Origin of the sequence: Vibrio sp. V19_P1S1T109 (assembly GCF_002241375.1) — a bacterium.
GTDB lineage: Bacteria > Pseudomonadota > Gammaproteobacteria > Enterobacterales > Vibrionaceae > Vibrio > Vibrio anguillarum.
The window spans coordinates 1-3,351 of sequence record NZ_NDIM01000142.1; the positions used below are offsets into that span (position 1 = coordinate 1).

The window sequence follows — 3,351 nt, forward strand, 5'->3', positions numbered from 1 at the left end:
TATTTATACACAGTAAATCAATTATGACCATTCGAGGCACGGAGCTTCCTCACTTATCTCACGGCGAGAAGATTGGTACCGACATCGTTCGGCATATATTAAGAGGGTCAAATTATGGAAATGAATGTGGTTGAAATTTTGGGCTATGCAGCTTCGATCATGGTGGCAATCTCGCTGACAATGAAAGATATCGTTAAACTGCGTATTCTTAATTTTGTTGGTTGTGCACTGTTTACCGCTTACGGACTCATGATTGATTCATGGCCTGTAGTGCTCACCAACGGTTTTATCGCCTGCGTAAACATCTACTTTTTAGCCAAGATGCAACGAGAAAAAAAAACGGCTGACGCCAAAAGCGCTGCATGATAAACCCAAAATAATAAAAATTGACGTGTAAAAAAATGCTCTGCCACGATGACAGAGCATTTTTTATCGATAAATCAGAGAGCAAAAGCATAAATAGCCAAGCAAAAAGCCTCTAGCAGGGGGATACATAGAGGCCATAAGGCTAAGTATTACTCTTCGTCATCGTGCATAGTTGCCCAAGCTTGAGCACATTTCACCGCACGTTTCCAACCTTTATAGCGACGATCGCGCTTCTCTTCATCTTGATGAGGAACGAATGTTTTATCGATCACGGCTTTATCAGCAAGCTCATCCAAGCTTCCCCAAAAGCCAACCGCAAGACCAGCTAAATAGGCTGCTCCTAGCGCGGTCACTTCCGTCACTTTAGGACGGTGTACTTCGGTATCAAGCACATCTGATTGGAATTGCATTAAGAAATTATTGGCTACCGCGCCACCGTCTACGCGTAATGCTGACAGTTTGATGCCAGAATCAGCTTGCATTGCATCAAGTACATCACGTGTTTGGTAAGCGACACTTTCCAAGGTCGCACGAATAATATGGTTCGAATTCACGCCACGCGTTAAACCAACAATCGTACCACGGGCATAAGCATCCCAATACGGCGCGCCTAAACCAGTAAACGCTGGCACAACATAAACGCCGTTGGCCGTATCAACTTTCGTAGCGAAATATTCTGAGTCATGCGCATCTGAAATCAGTTTCAATTCATCACGCAACCATTGAATCGATGCACCGCCCATAAAGACTGCACCTTCAAGCGCGTAGTGAGGTTCACCAGCAGGGCCACAAGCTAGAGTTGTTAGCAAGCCATTATGTGAGGTGACTTTCTCTTTACCTGTGTTCATCAATAAGAAACAGCCAGTGCCGTAAGTATTTTTTGCTTGGCCCGCCTCAACACACATCTGCCCATAAAGCGCAGCTTGCTGGTCACCCGCAATTCCAGCAATAGGAATACGTGTCCCGCCTTTACCACCAATGTTGGTTTGGCCGTAAACTTCGGAAGATTTCTTCACTTCAGGCATCATAGACAAAGGAATATCAAACTCTTTTAGGATTTTCTCATCCCAATGCAAGTTGTTGATATTGAAAAGCATAGTGCGAGATGCATTGGTATAATCCGTAACGTGAACACGGCCTTGTGTCATGTTCCAAACGAGCCACGAGTCAATTGTACCAAACAGCAGTTTTCCAGCCTCGGCGTCTTCACGAGCCCCTTCGACATTATCCAAAATCCATTTGATTTTGGTGCCAGAGAAGTAAGGGTCAAGCACTAGGCCTGTATTCTCGCGAATGTACTCTTCTAGCCCTGGGCGTGCTTTCAATTCTTCACAAATGGATGCGGTACGTCGACATTGCCATACAATCGCATTGTAGACTGGTTTACCCGTTTCTTTGTTCCACACCACCGTAGTCTCACGTTGGTTGGTAATACCAATCGCCGCAATTTCATCACTGCGAATACCAGCTTTGCCAAGTGCTTCTACTAGCGTCGAACTTTGCGTCGCATAAATTTCCAGTGGATCATGTTCAACCCAGCCAGCTTGAGGGTAGATCTGGGTAAATTCACGCTGAGAAACACTGACAATGTTAGCATCATGATCTAACACTACAGCACGTGAGCTTGTTGTTCCTTGGTCAAGGGCAACAATATATTTCTGCTCAGTCATGGTCTTTTCCTTATCTTTCACGTTAATCGTTTTATGAAGTGTTATCGTTATTTTAGACGTGAGCTTGCTCACTTTCTTCTACGTCATCACACTGGTTTGGAATGGTGCAGCCTACGCCGACAGTGGGTAAGTACGTGCCAATAAATTTAGGGTAAGCCCATGCCCCAAAACAGGCACCCGCAATAGGAGCAATGATAGGTACGATGAAGTATGGGATATCTTTTGCACCTGTTAGTGCGTAGTCCCAGCCAGCTAAGTAGGCAAACAATTTAGGGCCAAAATCACGCGCAGGGTTCATTGCAAAGCCAGTCAATGGGCCAAGTGAACCACCGATAACCGCAATCAGAATACCAATCAGCAATGGGTTCATTGCATTGCGATGTGCGCCGTTATTTTCATCACCTAGTGCCAAAATAGCGAACATTAATACTGCTGTGATGACAAATTCGACCGCCAATGCACCAACAAATGATAATGAAGCATTAGGGTAGGTAGAAAAAATACCCGCTGTGGCTAACGCTTCTTGACTGCTACGTACAAAATTGTGTGCGATTTCATAATCAGTAAAAAGGTTGCTGTACAAGCCGTAAACCAGAGCAGCAGAGCAGAATGCACCGAGCATTTGCGCCGCAATATAGGGAAGTACTTTTGCTTTGTTGAAGCCGTGGAAGGCGGCCAGTGCAATGGTCACCGCCGGATTAATGTGAGCTCCAGAAACACCCGCAGTGCAATAGATGGCAATTGCCACACCTAAGCCCCACATGATGCTGATTTCCCACTGACCAAATTGTGCGCCAGTAAGAACTAAGGCAGCAACACAGCCTACACCGAAAAAAATCAGCAATCCGGTGCCGATAAACTCCGCGATACACTCTCCGAGAAGAGTATGTTGTTTTGTTCGAGTCATAGTAAGTGTCCTTGTTTATTTTTTGTGTACACAATGTTTGTGTGTGGCAAATTTTGCACATTTTTCTTCCCACGAAAATTAAAAAACAGCATTTATGAGCGTTCGAACACAATTTTGTTACTTGCAATATCGTTTTTTGTTAATTAACTCATTATTTTGATCTTCTGCTCATTAACGCAGAGCTTAACAAATGATAGGAAACTAAGGGTGTCTCTATAAACAACGACATAATCAAGTGCAATAACGGATAGAGATATGATTTCATACTGCTAAGAGAGGCATGATGATAAAGTCATCGGATCAGCTCGTAAGCGCATTTGTTCTCTAAAATCCACTCCAGTTGTTAAATTAACACAACCTAAATTGTTAAACCGTTCATCATTTTGATATGAAATAACATACAAAGAT

Annotated in this window: 3 protein-coding genes; 1 reads left to right on the top strand and 2 read right to left on the bottom strand. The window is 43.8% G+C overall.

What is annotated here, in order from left to right; genetic code table 11:
• Positions 1-114: 114 nt before the first annotated feature.
• Positions 115-366 (top strand): YgjV family protein, encoded by a 252-nt coding sequence (locus B9J87_RS06625; RefSeq protein WP_013867916.1) that lies wholly within the window; start codon positions 115-117, stop codon positions 364-366.
• Positions 367-515: 149 nt separating this feature from the next.
• Here B9J87_RS06625 and glpK read toward each other — a convergent pair whose 3' ends face one another.
• Both glpK and B9J87_RS06635 read right to left on the bottom strand, forming a co-directional pair.
• Positions 516-2,036 carry a glycerol kinase GlpK gene (gene glpK, locus B9J87_RS06630; RefSeq protein WP_026029114.1) on the bottom strand — a complete coding sequence of 507 codons (1,521 nt, stop codon included), beginning with the start codon at positions 2,034-2,036 and terminating at the stop codon, positions 516-518.
• A 52-nt stretch (positions 2,037-2,088) separates the two neighbouring features.
• Positions 2,089-2,943, bottom strand: coding sequence for an MIP/aquaporin family protein (locus B9J87_RS06635; protein ID WP_094149853.1), 855 nt, complete (start codon positions 2,941-2,943; stop codon positions 2,089-2,091).
• Between the last annotated feature and the right edge of the window lie 408 nt (positions 2,944-3,351).